Origin of the sequence: uncultured Sutterella sp., from assembly GCF_937923675.1 — a bacterium.
Taxonomy (GTDB): domain Bacteria; phylum Pseudomonadota; class Gammaproteobacteria; order Burkholderiales; family Burkholderiaceae_F; genus Sutterella.
Window position 1 is genome coordinate 16,391 of sequence record NZ_CALDXB010000011.1, and the last position, 13,944, is coordinate 30,334.

General features: G+C 63.0%; 13 protein-coding genes. 4 read left to right on the forward strand and 9 right to left on the reverse strand.

The genetic code is table 11. The annotated features are described in order from the left end of the window. Nucleotides 1–2: 2 nt before the first annotated feature. From Q0106_RS00820 to Q0106_RS00855, 8 genes are all read right to left on the reverse strand, one after another. Nucleotides 3–263, reverse strand: a complete 261-nt coding sequence (locus tag Q0106_RS00820) for a phosphopantetheine-binding protein (RefSeq protein ID WP_152157980.1) — start codon at nt 261–263, stop codon at nt 3–5. Next, a complete protein-coding gene (locus tag Q0106_RS00825) occupies nt 260–1,060 on the reverse strand; it encodes a lysophospholipid acyltransferase family protein (protein WP_297607629.1) in 801 nt (266 codons plus the stop codon). The genes Q0106_RS00820 and Q0106_RS00825 overlap by 4 nt, the downstream gene beginning before the upstream one ends. 16 nt (nt 1,061–1,076) lie before the next feature. Next, complete coding sequence (locus tag Q0106_RS00830; RefSeq protein WP_297607631.1) at nt 1,077–1,895, reverse strand: beta-ketoacyl synthase chain length factor; 819 nt, start codon at nt 1,893–1,895, stop codon at nt 1,077–1,079. Between the two features lie 85 nt (nt 1,896–1,980). Continuing rightward, nucleotides 1,981–3,495 carry an alkaline phosphatase family protein gene (locus Q0106_RS00835; protein ID WP_297607633.1) on the reverse strand — a complete coding sequence of 505 codons (1,515 nt, stop codon included), beginning with the start codon at nt 3,493–3,495 and terminating at the stop codon, nt 1,981–1,983. 74 nt (nt 3,496–3,569) lie between these two features. Beyond that, nucleotides 3,570–4,439 carry an ABC transporter permease gene (locus Q0106_RS00840; protein ID WP_297607635.1) on the reverse strand — a complete coding sequence of 290 codons (870 nt, stop codon included), beginning with the start codon at nt 4,437–4,439 and terminating at the stop codon, nt 3,570–3,572. A gap of 25 nt (nt 4,440–4,464) precedes the next feature. Further along, nucleotides 4,465–5,385, reverse strand: a complete 921-nt coding sequence (locus Q0106_RS00845) for an ABC transporter permease (RefSeq protein ID WP_297607637.1) — start codon at nt 5,383–5,385, stop codon at nt 4,465–4,467. Between the two features lie 3 nt (nt 5,386–5,388). After that, nucleotides 5,389–7,539: an ABC transporter ATP-binding protein gene (locus tag Q0106_RS00850; protein WP_297607639.1), complete on the reverse strand. Its 2,151-nt coding sequence runs from the start codon at nt 7,537–7,539 to the stop codon at nt 5,389–5,391. 35 nt (nt 7,540–7,574) lie between these two features. Next, on the reverse strand, nt 7,575–9,131 hold the full coding sequence (locus Q0106_RS00855) for an ABC transporter substrate-binding protein (protein WP_152157973.1): 1,557 nt from the start codon (nt 9,129–9,131) through the stop codon (nt 7,575–7,577). A 248-nt stretch (nt 9,132–9,379) separates the two neighbouring features. On the opposite strand from Q0106_RS00855, the gene Q0106_RS00860 reads away from it, so the two are divergent. Continuing rightward, nucleotides 9,380–10,192: a tRNA threonylcarbamoyladenosine dehydratase gene (locus tag Q0106_RS00860; protein ID WP_297607641.1), complete on the forward strand. Its 813-nt coding sequence runs from the start codon at nt 9,380–9,382 to the stop codon at nt 10,190–10,192. Nucleotides 10,193–10,265: 73 nt separating this feature from the next. Here the strand turns inward: Q0106_RS00860 and Q0106_RS00865 are convergent, their stop codons facing one another. Continuing rightward, nucleotides 10,266–11,453 carry an amidohydrolase gene (locus Q0106_RS00865; protein ID WP_297607643.1) on the reverse strand — a complete coding sequence of 396 codons (1,188 nt, stop codon included), beginning with the start codon at nt 11,451–11,453 and terminating at the stop codon, nt 10,266–10,268. 212 nt (nt 11,454–11,665) lie between these two features. Between Q0106_RS00865 and Q0106_RS00870 the strand changes: the two genes are divergently transcribed. The 3 genes from Q0106_RS00870 to Q0106_RS00880 all read left to right on the forward strand — a co-directional run bounded on the left by Q0106_RS00870 (nt 11,666) and on the right by Q0106_RS00880 (nt 13,944). Continuing rightward, a complete protein-coding gene (locus Q0106_RS00870; protein WP_297607645.1) occupies nt 11,666–12,196 on the forward strand; it encodes a methylated-DNA--[protein]-cysteine S-methyltransferase in 531 nt (176 codons plus the stop codon). A gap of 114 nt (nt 12,197–12,310) precedes the next feature. Further along, complete coding sequence (locus tag Q0106_RS00875; protein WP_297607647.1) at nt 12,311–12,799, forward strand: MarR family winged helix-turn-helix transcriptional regulator; 489 nt, start codon at nt 12,311–12,313, stop codon at nt 12,797–12,799. After that, entirely contained in the window at nt 12,796–13,944 is a 1,149-nt protein-coding gene (locus tag Q0106_RS00880) for an efflux RND transporter periplasmic adaptor subunit (RefSeq protein WP_297607649.1), read from the forward strand. Before Q0106_RS00875 ends, Q0106_RS00880 begins: the two co-directional genes overlap by 4 nt.

Sequence of the window (13,944 nt, forward strand, 5' to 3'; positions counted from 1 at the left end):
TCTTAATTCTGCTTATGCGTTTCAATGTAGGCGGCGAGCGTGCGGACGTTCCTGAAGACGGTCTTTGCCTCTTCGCTTTCCGCGGTCAGCGTGATGCCCCAGCGCTTCTTGACGGCAAGGCCGAGCTCGAGGGCGTCGATGCTGTCGAGGCCGAGCCCTTCGCCGAAGAGCGGTTCATCCGGGTCGATGTCCTCAGGCCGGATGTCTTCGAGCCCGAGCGAGGAAATGATGAGGGACTGGATTTCGGAGATCAGATCAGTCATGGCGCATCGGAGGAAGTAGGTTGACGAATCCCGGGGAAAAGTTCTCTGCCTAGGGCGAGCGTAAACCGCCGGGCAGCGAGCCGAGGGCACGAATTATAAAGGTCGAGATAGGGAGCCGCCTGAATCTCGGGAAGCGCTTCAAAGGTGAGCGTCATGGGCTTCTCGGGCAAATGCCACCAGCCGCGGTCCTTGGTGAGCCAGCGCGGGCTCGCGGTGATGCGGACCGGCGTGATCGAGCGCCCCGTGTGGAGCGCGAGCTGCGCGGCGCCCCGGTGAAGCCGCGGCATTTCGCCCTCCGGGAATTCGCTCGGCGTCCGGGTGCCTTCGGGGAATATGACGAAGGCCGTCCCCGAGTCGAGCTCCCGGGCGAGCTTTTCGATCGCATCCGGCCCCTCGGCATTAGAGACGTAGCCGGCGGCGCGAATGGGCGCGCGCGTGAAGATGTTCCTCAAAAGCGACGCCTTCACGATGGTCGTCGCCTCGGGCACGACGGAAAGGAGGCAGACGACGTCGATGAGGGAGGGATGGGAGCAGGCGAGAATCGCTCCCTCTTTCATCAGCGCCTCATGGTTTCTGACCTCTACCCGCACGAGCCGGAGCGCCGTGATGATGGCGACGAAGCGCCCGAACCACCACCGGACGACCGCACGGGCGCGCCGTCGCTCTTCTTCGGGACTCTTAGACGTCATTTTGAGCACGGGCGTAATGAGAAGCCCGAAAATGACGCCTCCGATCCCGAAGAGCGCAAAAGCGAAGGCCGTGCCCGCGAACTGGAAGGGCATCAGAACGTACCGCATGAAGGGCCTCTATGGGTCAGAGAGCGAGTGCGCCCGATTTCGCCCACACCCAGGCCGCATGGCGGTCGAGGTGCGTGAAGAAGGGCGCTTCCGACGCAATGAGCCACCTGAGAACCTCGAGGTTGGCAGGCGTGCCGGCGAGTTCCGCGAGGCGCGGGTCAGGGACTTCGCCGGATTCGAGGGGCCGCGTGGTAATGGCGCAATAGGGGCCCTTCTGCTTTTCCTTCGCCCAGACTTCCGGGTCCGCACTTTCATTCTGGCGCCCGAGGAGGAGTCCCCAGACATGCGTGACGCCGGGCGCATCAAAGTCGACCGGGGGCTTGGCTTCCGCAACGGTCAGAATGACCGTCTCGTGCTGAAGAAGTTCGCTCACGGCGGACTCGAAGGCGGCTTCAGCGCTCCAGGGGCCGTTCGCGAGTGCAGTCAAGGCTCCTTTGTGGCCGAGCGCAATCGAAAGAAGGCTCGCGGGGCCGTTGTGAACGCTCGCCGCAAATTTGGCGGGCGAAAGCGGCTCATCGTGCGCCGTAGCGGTGAGAAGCTCCGTCGCGAGCGCCGCATCTCCCCAGCGGGACGCATAAACCCAGGGGGCGTCGGGCGCTTTCGCGGCGAGGGGCCCCAGCACCTCGGCGAGCGCCCGCCCGAGAGGCGTGAGGCGCCGGCGAAGCATCGCAGGGATCGCAGCAGCTTTCGCCGACGGCTCTTCTGCACCGGGAGGCGCATAGGGCGAGGATTCAAGTCCGAAGGACGGGAGCGAGGCGGCCTCGCGCCAGTCGTCCTTCCCGGCGAGGCCGGGCGCCCAGGCTGCCCAGTCGAGGATCTGTGCGGCGTTCTGCATGAGGATGTGCGATTCCCGAGAAGATTGAAAGCTTCAGATTTTAAAGATTTCCCCGCCGCCTTTCTCCTTTAGCCTCCCCGATGCTTCAGAGCGGCAGTCTTTCCGTTCGTCCGCCCGAAAGCACGTAGCTCCGCCCCTCCAGGGTGAGGAAGTGAAGTGTCTGGGAAAAATCGCCCCTCGCAATCGTAAGCGTTTCCCGGGATGCCGGTGCTCGCCTCGCCGGTGCTTCTGCGGAAAGCGCCTCAGAGAGAATTCTTCCCGTCGGAAGCGGCAGCGGCGCATCGTCGTCGAGGAGCCCCAGCATCGTCATGAGGGTCGCCGCAAAGTCTTCGTGCGTCGCGGGTTCCGGATGGCGTCCGAAGCCGGGGAAGCGGCTCCCCTCAATTGCGAGAAGCGCATGCGTTTCCTGCGGCAGGAGCCCTCCGTGCGCGCCGCTCCCTAAGCAGAGTGCATTCGTCATGACGCAGCGCCCGGTTTCGGGGTCGCCCCTCGGGATGAACCGGATGTCGGGGCCGCGCGGGTGAGCGCTCGAGAGAAGTCCCTCCGAGAAGGTTCCGGGAATGAGGCCCTCGCGGGCGCCGGGACGGTCCGGATCGGGCTGGGAAAAGACCATGCCGACCTCGGGCGAATTCATAAGGGCATCCCGCACGGCTTCGAGCGTTTCCCGCTTCTTCCCCGGCACCCAGATGCCGGAGGTGTATTCGCCGATCAGAATGACGTCGTCTGCCCGGGGTTCTGCGCCCCGCGCGATGTCGCTTCCCGTCAGCACGTGAAAACCTGCATTCTCGAGAATCTCTTCAAAGTCGGCATGCCGCGCGACCTCAACATGGCCGTGGTCCGACATGACGACGAGCTGAATGTCCTTCGCGCGCCCCTGCGTTTCCCACCAGTCGAGCACCCGCCCGAATTCGTGGTCCGCCTGCCGGAGGCCCTCGAGCGTTTTGTCGGAGAAGAGCCCGAGCTCGTGCTCGCTGTGGTCGGGCTCCCCGATCCAGAGAACCGTCGCTTCGGCAAGCCCCTCGGGGCCGTCCTTCAATTCGCGCTCGAAAAAGAGGTCGACCGTGAGCTTCGTGCCGAGCATATCGGGGAATTCGAGCGGGACGCCTTTCCCGTGCGTGCGGATGAGTTCATGCGCTTCTCTCGCCGGAATCGTTTGGTCAAGCGCATGCACCGGAGCGTTGAGGTGGCCCTTAAAGTCCGAGGCATGCACATGCTGGAGCCGCGTGCTCCCCGGCGAATTGGCGCAGTAGATTCGAAGGCGCTTTCCCTCTCGCGCGAGCCGGGCGCCTAAATCCGGTACTGCATAGAGCCCGTGCATGAGGGCGTCGGCTTCCATGACGGAGTTGATGCGGAAGCCTTCAAAGAGGTGCGTCCGGCGCTTTTCGTCCTCGTAGCAGAAGCTGTTGGCGATGACGCCGTGGCGCTCCGGGCGGACCCCGGAAAAGATCGACGGGTGGTTGACGTAGGTTTCCGTAGGGAAGCAGGCGAGGTAGTTCTCCCACGTATGGGACTTTTCCAGAAAGCCCGCGAGCCGCGGCATGTTTTCGGGCGTCGCAAAGTCGGGCCTCAGCCCGTCGAAGCCCACGATCAGAAATTTCAAGGACATCTCAAAAAACATGCCGCACGAGAAAGCGGTTCTGCGTGCGGCATTTCATCCAAAACAATCAAAAAACCTTATCGGCTCTGCGGGTCGAGCTTCTGCTGGACCCAGTCGCCGAGAAGCGACATGGAAAGCGTCGAAATCACAATGACGACGCCCGGAATGACGGCGATCCACCAGGCGGTGGTGAGGTAGTCGCGCCCGAAGCCGAGCATGGTGCCCAACGAACTCATCGGGGGCTGCACGCCCACGCCGAGGAAGGAGAGCGACGTTTCAAGCAGAATCATCCCGGGGAAGTTGAGCGTCATGTTGACGACAAGAGCGCTCGCGATGTTGGGAAGAATGTGCCTCAAAAGGATCCGCCGGGTCGGAATGCCGAGGCTCTCAAGCGCTCCGGCATAGCCTTCGGTATAGGCCGACCGCGCGAGGTTTCTTGCGAGCCTCGCGTACCGGTCCCAGCCGTAGACCGCCATGATCACGATGATCACCTTCACGTCGGTGCCGAGGAAGGCAAGGATCGTAAGCGCAAGCACGATGAAGGGCAGCGACGCCGTAAAGTCGATCCCGGTGTTGACGAGGTCGTCGATGAAGCCCCCGAACCGGGCGGCGAGGAACCCGAGCGCCGTGCCGACGATGGCACCGAGAAGCGTGCCCGTCACGGCAAGGACGAAGGAAAGCCTCAGGGAATAGAGGAGCCTCGAGAGCACGTCGCGCCCGAGCTCGTCGGTCCCGAGCGGGTGCGCGAGCGACGTAAAGGGCGCTACGAGCCTCGACATCAGATCCATGTCCTCGAGCCCGTAGGGGGCGGCGACCGGCGCGAGAAGACCCGCGCAGAAGAAGACGACGAGGATTATGGCCGAGAGCCCGGCGAGCCCGCGGGGCCTTCCGGCAATGATCCGGGAGAGAAGCCCCGGTTTTTGAAGCGTGTCTGTGGCAGCAGTCATTTTCGTTTGATCCCCCGGGAAGCGGTCAGTTTTCCTTCCTCAGGCGCGGATTCACGACGAGGGCGAGAATGTCCATGAGGAGGTTGGCGAGGATGAGGGATGCGCCTGTGGCGAGCACGATCATCTGCACGACCGGAATGTCGCGAAGCGCCACCGACTGAACGAGGAGCTTCCCGACGCCGGGCCAGGAGAAGACTGTTTCCGTGATGACGGCGCCGGCAACGAGGGTGCCGAGGAAAAAGCCGAGAATCGTGAGAATCGAGAGCATTGCGTTCGGGAGCGCATGGAGCCAGATGATGCGGGCCTTCGGGAGCCCTCTCATCTTTGCCGCCCGCACGCACGGGAGCCGCATGGCTTCAAGCATCGCGCTTCTCGCGTAGCGCGAGAAGATCGCCGCTTCTGCGGTCGCCATCGTGATGATCGGCATGATGTAGTGGAGGAGCGTCGCATTACCGTAGGACGGAAGCCACCCGAGCCAGATCGAGAAGACGAGAAGAAGGAGCACGCCCATGAAGAAGTTGGGAACCGCGTAGCCGAAGACCGAGAGCACCATCATGCCGCGGTCGAGCGCGGTGTCGCGATGGAGCGCCGCAATGACGCCCGACGGAATGCCGATGAGAAGCGTCACTATGGCCGTGGGGACCATGAGGTCGATCGTGGCGTCGAGCGCCTCGAGGAAGACGTCCTTCACGGGCTGGCTCGTCGCGTAGCTCACGCCCATGTCGAGCGTGAGCGCCTTCTGGATGTAGACGATGAACTGCTCCCAGAGGGGCTTATTCAACCCCCACTGTTCGCGGAAGGCGTCGAGCGCGATCTGGTCGGCCGAGTCGCCGAGCATGAGGCGCGCGGGGTCGCCCGTCATGTGAAGCCCGAAGAAGACGCAGGCTGCAAGGAGGAGGAGCGTCAGGGCCGAGCGGAAGACAAGTCTCGAAATGAGTGCGAACATGAATCAGTCTCCCGATTGCTGCGAGGGGCCGGGAAGCGGCGCATCGGTGATGAAGGAGTGCTTCACGAAGCAGGCGGTCTGGTGATGGTCGTTGACGGCCTCGAGCTGCGGAACCTCTTTTCTGCAGCGGTCGCACGCGACGGGGCAGCGGTTCGCGAAGACGCACCCCTCGGGGCGCTCCATCGGACTCGGCATCACGCCCTTCGGATAGAAGCGGATCACGTCGTCCTCGGCGCCGGGCGTTGAGGCGAGAAGGAGCCTCGTATAGGGATGCTGCGGGTGGTGGAAGACTTCGTCGACGGGCCCGAGCTCGACGATGCGGCCCAGGTACATCACCGCCGCGCGGTCGCAGAGGTAGCGCACGACGTTCAAGTTATGCGAAACAAAGAGCATCGCCATGTGGGTGGCGGCCTTCAGGCGATTCAGAAGCGCGAGGACCTGGGCCTGAATCGAGACGTCGAGCGACGCCACGGGTTCGTCGCAGACGAGGAGTGCGGGCCGCAGCGCCACCGCTCGGGCAATCGCCGCGCGCTGAAGCTGCCCGCCCGACATGACGCCGGGGAGCTTCTTCGCATTGTGTTCGGGAAGACCCACGGCGCGAAGAACCTGGAGCGCCTTCGTGCATGCGTCTTCGTGGGAGAGGTGGAGGTGCACCTCAAGAGGTTCCGCGATCTGGTCTAGGACGCTCATCCGCTCGTCAAAGCAGCTGAAGGGGTCCTGGTAGATCATCTGCGCGGCGGCTCGCTGCGCTCTCCAGGGAGCGGTCCGGGGTTCGGGATATTCCTCGTCGCGGAATTTGACCGACCCCGAGGTCGGGCGCATGAGGCCGAGCATGAGGCGGGCAAGCGTGGACTTGCCGCACCCCGATTCGCCGACGAGCCCGAGCACTTCGCCGCTCTTAATCTGAAGATCAATGTCCTCGAGCACGTTCCAGGGCGTTTTGCGTCCGAAGAAACCGCGGCGCGCGTAGTAGCAGTGCTTTTTGATCCGGGCGTCGACGATGACGGGGAAGTCGCTCTTCTGAACGCTTCCGAACCCCTTCCGGTCGATTTCCTGTTCGATCCTGATCGACCCCGCGCCTTCCGGAGCCGCAGCCGCGAGCTCCTCGAGCTTTTCGAGGTCGGCCGTGCGCGTATGGGCATTGTCGCAGCGCGTGCACCAGTCGGGCGCAATGGCGATCATGCGTGGAAGATTTTCGCGGCAGCGGGTTTCCGCGAGCACGCACCGGCTCGCGAAGGGGCAGCCTTTCCCCAATTCGGAGGGCGAAGGCACTTCGCCCTCAATGGGCTTTAAGGACCCCCGGGGGCTTTCCATGTCGGGCATGGCATTGAGAAGCCCTTCGGTATAGGGGTGCGAGGGATTGGGAATCACCTTGCTGCAGGGACCCACTTCCATGAGGGTGCCTGCGTACATGACGGCCACGCGGTCGGCAACGTCGCGCGCGAGGTGAAGGTCGTGCGTGACGAGAAGCATCGACATTCCGCGGGCGCGCACGAGGTCTCTCAGTTCCGAGAGGATCTCGCGCTGCACGACCACGTCGAGCGCCGTCGTGGGCTCGTCGGCCAGCAGAAGCTTCGGCGCTCCGATGAGCGCAAGCGCAATCAGCACGCGCTGGCGCATGCCGCCCGAGAGCTGGTGCGGATAGCTCGAGATCCGCTTTTCGGGGGCGGTGATGCCGACCTGCTTCAGGAATGAGATCGCGAGCTCAGTGAGTTCCTTCTTCTTTTCAAAGAGGAGCCGTTCGCTCGCGCGGTCCCGGTAGTCGGGATGACGGTAGACGATGGTTTCAATGAGCTGGTCGCCGATCGTGCGCATGGGGTTCAAAGCCGCCATGGCGTCCTGCACGATCATGCTGATTTCGGCGCCGCGGATGCGGCGGAGCTCCTTTTCAGGGGCGCCTGCGAGTTCGCGGCCCTCGAACCGGATGCTCCCGGTCGTGGTGTTCCTCGACCCCGCAAGGCCGAGGATCGACCTTGCGAGGACGGATTTGCCTGACCCCGATTCGCCGATGAGAGCGAGCGTCTCGCCCTTCGGAAGATCAAGGTCGATTCCGTGAAGCACTTCAACGCCGCTGAAGGCGACTCGGAGGTCCCGGATCGTGAGGAGCGGTTCGGGGTCTGCACGGAGATCGGAGGATAAGTCTGTTTCCTTCATTCTTCTGGTCTTTTTCGGGGTCAGGAATCAGGGGATTACTTGAACTTCAGGTTTCTTGCCGAAAGATCAAGCGCGCCCTGGGTGCCCGGCTCCCAGATCACGTTCTTCTGCTTCCCGTAAATCATCGGAAGCGCGTAGATCGGGCAGGCGAGCGGGTCGGTGAAGAAGACTTCCTGCATTTCCTTCCAGGCGGCCTTGCGGGCGGCCGGGTCGGTCGAGGATTCAAGGATCTTGCCGAGGTCGCCGAACTTCTGGTACTCGGGCGAGTGGACGAAGTAGCCGCTCGCATCCCAGAAGGCGCCCGGCTTCATGCGGCGCCAGAGCTGCGAGGCGGGATCGGGGAAGTAGGCCGAGAGCGACGCATTGTTGATCATGCGGGTGGCGCCCGGGGCTTCAACCTGAGACCAGTTTTCCTTCACCTCGATCTTCACGTTGATGCCGACCGCCTTCAGCATGCCGGCAATCGCCTGGGAAACGGTGAGCTCCTGCGTGTAGTAGCCCGCCTGGATGCGCCAGACGATCTGCTGACCCTTGTACCCCGACGCCTTCACGAGCTCGCGGGCCTTCTGCGGGTTGTAGAGCTTCTTGTCGAGTTCCGGGATGAAGAGGTCGCCGAAGGTCTTTGACTGGAAGCTGTTCGCGGGCGTCGTCTTTCCGCCCATCAGAGCTTCGACGAGGAGGTCGCGGTCGATGGCGTAGAGGAATGCCTGGCGAAGCTCCTTCGTCATGATTTTGTTCGACTTGTCGTCAAAGACGAGGGAGTAGATGTTGTCGATCGGGCCCCCGACCACGTCGATGCGGCCGTCCTTAGACAAGGGCTTCACCTGATCGGGGGGAACCTCGGTAATGAGGTCGAATTCGCCCGAGCGCAGGCCCGCGACGCGCGACGACAATTCCGGCACCTCAACGAAGGAGAGCTTTTCGGCCGGAGCCTTTTCGCCCCAGTAGCCGTCAAAGCGTTTGAGTTCGAGGCGGTTGCCGGTCCTGAAGGAGACGATTTCATAGGGACCGGTGCCGATCGGGTGCTTGATCCAGTTGTCCCAGCCGCCAGCCTTTTTCCAGCCGTCTTCGGAAATGATTTCCGACATGCGCGCGGAGAAGCGGCGTTCAATCAGGGGGTCGGGCGTCTTCATCGTGACGCGCACGGTGTAGTCGTCCACCTTTTCAACGGACTTGAGGCCTCCCAGGAACTCAACCGCAGCGGGGCGTCCCGGGGCGGTGTCCGAGAGGAAGCGTTCGGGGCCGAAGGAGAAGACCACGTCGTCGGCCGTAAAGTCCGTGCCGTCCTGGAACTTCACGCCCTGACGGAGCTTGAATTCGACGGTTTCAGGCGAAATGCGCGTCCAGGAAACCGCGAGACCCGGCTGCAGTTCGCCCGTCTTCTGATCGGCGTGGATGAGCGTTTCGAAAATGGAGAACGCAACGCGCTCGAGCGGATTGTGGTTCTTGCCCTGCGGCTCGATGATGGTCGGCAGCTGAGGCATGGCCACGACCATGTGCTGAGCGCTCGCCCAGGCCTGAGAGGCAAAGAGGCTCGCGGCAATGACGGCACCGGCGAGGATCGACGGGTGCGCTTTGGGGAATTGGGCCATGGCGGATTCCTTGAAAATGGCGTGTCCGGTGATATAAAGACGGGTTCGGGATTTGAAGAACGGTGCCTGGACACTAAGGGGCGCTCGTTATTCTTCCCGCCGGCCATTAAGGTTTGCTTTAAATTGTGTGACGTTTCCATGACGGGCGCGTCCGCCAAAAGGCGTACTCACCCGGGTGATTCGCCCGTAATTACCCGCAATGGGGACGGAATTTCCCTTAATTTTCCTCTTTTCTCTTCATGCGAATTATGACCGAGCGACACGTCATTGATTTTGAAAGACGATTCGGAGGCGTCGCCCGCCTCTATGGAAAGGAGGGCGCTGCTTCCATCCGGGAGACGCACTTCTGCGTCGTGGGCGTGGGAGGCGTCGGTTCCTGGGCGGTGGAGGCGCTCGCCCGCACCGGGGCGGAAAAGTTGACGCTCATCGACCTCGACAATGTGGCCGAGAGCAACACCAACCGCCAGATTCAAGCGCTCGGCGAAGCCTACGGCATGGCGAAGGTGGACGCCCTGAAGGCCCGCATCGCGCTCATCAATCCGAGGGCCGTCGTGTCCTGCGTTGAGGACTTCGTGGACGAGGAGAATGCGGCGGACCTGATCCCCGCGGACGCGATCGTGCTCGACTGCATCGATCAGGTGCGCGCGAAGGCGGCGCTCATTGCGCACTGCCGCTCGAGAAAGCAGTTCATCGTGGTTTCGGGGGCGGGAGGCGGCCGCACCAACCCCCTTGAAATCAAAGAGGGCGACCTCGGGCGCATTTCGGGCGACCCGCTTCTCGCATCGGTGCGCTATCGCCTCAGAAAGGAATACGGGTTCCCGAAGGCGTCGCCCGATGCCGGGAAGCCGGGGAAGCCCCTCCCGCCCCTCTTTCGCGTGCCGGCCGTTTATTCGGCGGAGCCCGTCAAAAAGCCCCTGGGCGACGAAGCCTGCAGCGTGGAGACGACGGCGGGGCTTGCCTGCTCGGGCTACGGCTCAGGGATTGTCGTCACGGCGAGCTTCGGCATGGCGGCCGCTTCAATTGCCATGCGGGAGGCTGTGAGGAGAGGTCCGCAGTCCTGATCCGCATGAAGGGATGAAAAAGGCGCTCCGGACTCGTTCCGTGAAGCGCCTTTCCTGTCAGGACGGATTGAAATTACGCTTTGAGCGGCAGCCGCGCCTCAACGATTGCGCGGAAGGCTTCGACGGAGTTCGCAAGTGCGAGGTCGTTGAAGTCGAACCCCGGATTGTGAAGCGCCGCCAGGTGTTCCTTGTCTCTGAGGCCCACCTTCATGTAGACCCCGGGGACGGCTTCGCTCATGAAGGCGAAGTCCTCGCCGCCCATCGAGGGCTTGGCGTTCGTGACGACGTTCTCGTCGCCGAAAACGGGCTTCAGAGCGTCGATCGCCGCAAGCGCGAGCTTCTCATCGTTGATCTGGGGCGGATAGCGCCTCTGGTAGTCGAGCTTCACGACGCCCCCGAAGGTGGTGCCGATGCCGGAGGTGATTTCGTTGAAGCGCTTTTCAATCAGATCGCGCACCTTTCCGTCGAACGTGCGGATCGTCGCGGAAAGCTCCACGCGCTGCGGAATGACGGTGGGAGCGAGCGGGTCGCCCGCATGCACGTAGCAGCAGGAGACGACGGCGGAGTCGTTGGGATCAACGCGGCGCGAGACGATGGTCTGAAGCGCAAGGATGAGTTCGGCGGCGGCGGGCATCGGGTCGATTGCTTCCTGCGGACGCGCACCGTGGCCGCCCCGGCCCTCGACCGTCATGTAGGCGATGTCGACCGATGCCGTCATGGGGCCGGGCTGAAGGAGAATGGTGCCGAGATCATGCGACGGGTCCCCGTGAATGGCGTAGACCTCCTTGCAGGGGAAGCGCTTGAAGAGCCCGTCCTTGATCATGAGATCGGCGCCCGCCCAGCCTTCCTCGCCCGGCTGGAAGATGACGGCGACGGACCCCGCAAAGTTGCGGTGCTTCGACAAATAGAGCGCTGTTGCCAGAGCCCCCGCCGTATGACCGTCGTGACCGCATAGGTGCGCGCACTTTTCGACTTCGCTCGTCCACGGGTTCTTGGTTTCATCCTGAATGGGAAGCGCGTCCGTGTCGCCGCGCAGACCGATCATGGGTCCGTCCTCGCGGCCCTTGATGAGCGCAACGACGCCGTTCTTTTCAACGCGCTCCACGCGGTCGACGGGGAAGGTCGAGAGAAAGGCCTCAAGCTTTTCTGCCGTCCGGGCCGTATCCATGCCGATTTCCGGATGGCGGTGAAGATCGCGGCGGAATTCAACAATGCGCTCGGCATCCTCGCGGCCGAGAAGCGCTTCAAGCGTGCGTGGCATCTGGGGAAAGCTCCTTAAAGAAAACCAAATCAGAATTTCAGGGTGCTTCCATTATGGGCCCGGGAAAGAAAAGCGGCAGAAGAGGGCGCGGCGGGAAGCTGATCCATGTCCTCCCGGCTCCGCTCTTTCTCGTAGGCCGGGCCGGCCCGGGCGAGCCCGCGTATGATGAGGAGCATGCCGAACGCTTCGAATGTTTGTCAGGAGTTTCTTCCATGGTCGATCCGCTTCTCCAGAATGCCGTCGTTTCAACGCGCAGCCTCACGCTTCCCTGCGGCACGCTCCTTCTCGGCGCAGTTGACGGAACGCTCGCCTTCTGCGACTGGGAGTCGGGCTGGCATCGCGCGACCGTCCAGAAGCGGATTGATCGATTTCTGAAGGGCCCTTATGAAAATCGCCCTGATGCGCTCCTCGACCGCACGGAGGCGGAGCTTCGCGAATACTGGGCTGGAAAGCGCCGCACGTTCGACCTTCCGCTCCTCTTTCTCGGCACCGATTTCCAGAAGGATGTCTGGAATGCGCTTCTCGATATTCCCTGGGGCGAAACCGTGAGCTACGGCGACCTCGCCCGCAGGATCGGGCGTCCTAAAGCCACTCGTGCCGTCGGGGTAGCCGTCGGTGAAAATCCCTTTTCCATCATCGTCCCCTGCCACCGCGTGATCGGGAAGGACGGATCCATCACGGGCTACGGCGGCGGGCTCGATGCCAAGCGCATGCTTCTCGGAATTGAGGGCGTCTCAATCTGAAAGACTACGGGCGCAGGCCCGAAGAAATACATTTTGAAATGATTTGAGGCCATTGAGGAGAAGCTGCGCGAATAATATTTCGGAATACGAACTATTTTGAATCCGAAATTACTCATGAAAGACGCTTCCTCTCCTCCCATAACGCTCCTTTTCGATCTGGCGTTCGCGCTCCTTGTCCGGGGCGCCGAGACGCCGGACCAGGTTTCGGACGTGCGCTCAGGCCGCATTTCCATCGCAAAGGGTCGGATCCTATCCGTCCTCGCGCGGCAGAGCGGCGGACCGGACGGCAGCAAATGCGCGCTGCGCCTCAAGGACCTCGCGGAATTGACGGGCTTCGCGCCTTCCACGGTTTCGGAAGCCGTGGAGGAACTCGCCGCGCTCGGGCTTCTTACGCGCGAGCGGCTTCTGACTGACCGGCGCACGGTGGCGATCCGCATTACGGAAAAAGGGCGTGAGTGCACGGTCGGGAAGGAACTCGCCGCCATCTGGCAGGAAACGACGAAAGGGATTCCGGCGAGCGACCTCGAGGCCTTCTGGCGGGTAGTGACGGAAGCTTCCGGGAAGCTCGAAAAATCAACCGAACGTTCAATTTTGAAATCATGATGACGCCGCACGCTTTCTTTTCGCTTGTCGCCCCGGGCCTCTTTTCGGGCGTTCTTTGCCTGGGCTTCCTCGTTCCGGGCGCTTTCGCTGTTTCTCCGGACGCACCGTCCGGAGCGCCGGGCATGGGCGTGAAGGCCCCGGCAGTGGCCGCAGGGAAGGTCTTTGCGGTCGACGCCCTGCCCGGGCGCCGGTATTCCGCGCGGATCGTGTCGCCTGCGGTTGTGAGCATTACCTCCCGCATTTCGGGCGAGATCATCGAGGCGCCTTTTGCCGAAGGCGGGCGCGTGAAAAAGGGAGATGTGCTTTTCCGGCTCGACCCGGTTCGATACGAGGCGGCGGTGAAAAGCGCCGAAGGCGCGAGAAGGGAGGCTCAAGCCGAGCTCGAGTATGCAAGGCGGTCGCTCGCGCGTGTCAAAAAGCTTTGGGAGCAGAATGCCGAGAGCCGCGACGCCTATGATGCGGCGGTGCGCACGGCAAAGACTGCGGAAGCGGCGCTCCTCGCGGCCGAAGCCAATGAGACGCTCGCCCAGGATGATCTGAAGCACACGGTGATCGCCGCGCCCTCCGCCGGGCGTGCGGGCGTCGCCGCCTTTCCGGTCGGGAGCTGGGTCACGTCTTCTTCAGGAGCCCTCACGACCGTGGCGGCAACCGATCCCGTGCGCGTGCGGTTTGCAGTTTCCATGAAGGATGCGGCCTCGCTTTTCGGCTCTGTCGAAAAGCTCCGCGAGGAAGGAACGGCGAGGATTATGCTCGCCGACGGAACGAAGCTCCCGGGTGCCGCGCGCATAGCGTTCACCGACAACAGCGCAGGCGCGGACACCGATACGCTCGACGTTTATGCCGAGATCTCGAATCCCGATGAAGCGCTCGTTCCGGGAAGCACCGTCGCCGTTGAGCTCGAGCGGCGCGCCCGGGGCGGCGCGCTCGGGGTTCTTCCATCCGCAGTGATGCATGACGAAAAAGGCGCCTGGGTCTGGGTGGTGACGAAGGAGAACCGCGCGGAGAAGCGCCGGGTAGAGATCGAGAGTACGACGGAGTCCGCCGCGATTGTTTCCTCGGGGCTGAGCGCCGGCGAAACCGTCATCACGGACGGGACCCATAAGCCCCGCGAGGGCGAGCCCGTGCGGATTGTCGAAGGAGAGTGA

What these genes read in the sequence shown, in the direction of transcription:
- Q0106_RS00820 (WP_152157980.1), bottom strand. Translation starts at nt 263, where the DNA reads ATGACTGATCTGATCTCCGAAATCCAGTCCCTCATCATTTCCTCGCTC.
- Q0106_RS00825 (WP_297607629.1), bottom strand. Translation starts at nt 1,060, where the DNA reads ATGCGGTACGTTCTGATGCCCTTCCAGTTCGCGGGCACGGCCTTCGCT.
- Q0106_RS00830 (WP_297607631.1), bottom strand. Translation starts at nt 1,895, where the DNA reads ATGCAGAACGCCGCACAGATCCTCGACTGGGCAGCCTGGGCGCCCGGC.
- Q0106_RS00840 (WP_297607635.1), bottom strand. Translation starts at nt 4,439, where the DNA reads ATGACTGCTGCCACAGACACGCTTCAAAAACCGGGGCTTCTCTCCCGG.
- Q0106_RS00845 (WP_297607637.1), bottom strand. Translation starts at nt 5,385, where the DNA reads ATGTTCGCACTCATTTCGAGACTTGTCTTCCGCTCGGCCCTGACGCTC.
- Q0106_RS00850 (WP_297607639.1), bottom strand. Translation starts at nt 7,539, where the DNA reads ATGAAGGAAACAGACTTATCCTCCGATCTCCGTGCAGACCCCGAACCG.
- Q0106_RS00855 (WP_152157973.1), bottom strand. Translation starts at nt 9,131, where the DNA reads ATGGCCCAATTCCCCAAAGCGCACCCGTCGATCCTCGCCGGTGCCGTC.
- Q0106_RS00860 (WP_297607641.1), top strand. Translation starts at nt 9,380, where the DNA reads ATGACCGAGCGACACGTCATTGATTTTGAAAGACGATTCGGAGGCGTC.
- Q0106_RS00865 (WP_297607643.1), bottom strand. Translation starts at nt 11,453, where the DNA reads ATGCCACGCACGCTTGAAGCGCTTCTCGGCCGCGAGGATGCCGAGCGC.
- Q0106_RS00870 (WP_297607645.1), top strand. Translation starts at nt 11,666, where the DNA reads ATGGTCGATCCGCTTCTCCAGAATGCCGTCGTTTCAACGCGCAGCCTC.
- Q0106_RS00875 (WP_297607647.1), top strand. Translation starts at nt 12,311, where the DNA reads ATGAAAGACGCTTCCTCTCCTCCCATAACGCTCCTTTTCGATCTGGCG.
- Q0106_RS00880 (WP_297607649.1), top strand. Translation starts at nt 12,796, where the DNA reads ATGATGACGCCGCACGCTTTCTTTTCGCTTGTCGCCCCGGGCCTCTTT.